The sequence below is a fragment of the Pseudomonas sp. 05N434 genome (assembly GCF_056396965.1).
In genome coordinates this window covers 1-585 of record NZ_JBFTMK010001047.1, presented here as the reverse complement: position 1 = coordinate 585, position 585 = coordinate 1, and the positions used below count along the sequence as shown (strand labels likewise).

1 protein-coding gene is annotated in these 585 nt (G+C 58.8%); it reads right to left on the bottom strand.

Annotation, left to right across the window (positions count from 1 at the left end; genetic code table 11):
- Positions 1 to 86: 86 nt before the first annotated feature.
- Entirely contained in the window at positions 87 to 485 is a 399-nt protein-coding gene (locus AC1DLB_RS31635) for a hypothetical protein (protein ID WP_237229551.1), read from the bottom strand.
- Positions 486 to 585: the final 100 nt, after the last annotated feature.

Genomic DNA, 585 nt, shown 5'->3' with positions numbered 1-585 from the left:
GTCCAGCTTCGACCGTCGCGTCACATCAATTGTCAGACTTCCGTCTGTTCCGCCATTCCCAAGGCGTCATCGACTCTATTCCCAGACTAGCGACGATAGTAGCGGTGATCGTCCTCGTAGCGGTGCCGCATGGGCCGATCATCGTGGCGCTCCCAATAACGATGGCGTTCAGCTTCTCGACGGGCTTGCTCTCTGCGCCACTGTTCTCTACGCCATTCGTCTCGGCGCCAATCGTCTCTACGATCGTGCCAACGGCCGTCATGCCAGTATCGGTCGTCATGGGCCAGCAAGGGGCCTGGCTGTTTGCCGGCCGTACTGGCCAAGGTTGGCCAAGGGTTACCGGCGGCCTCGACCGGAGCCTGAACGGCTGCCATTTCAGTTGCGAAAACAGGGGTTGAGGTCTTCATTTGTGTTGCTGATGCGGAGCCCATTGCCGCGAACGCGAACAGGCCGAAGAGCACCATCCGTGGGTCATGGAATTTCATGAGCGAAGACAACCTCTGATTGACAATGGACGTGTGGCCATCTGACTGCGGGAAGCCTGCGAGGTCGCGCTTACCGAAGATGTGCCTGTCCACATAGACC

What these genes read in the sequence shown, in the direction of transcription:
- AC1DLB_RS31635 (WP_237229551.1), bottom strand. Translation starts at nt 485, where the DNA reads ATGAAATTCCATGACCCACGGATGGTGCTCTTCGGCCTGTTCGCGTTC.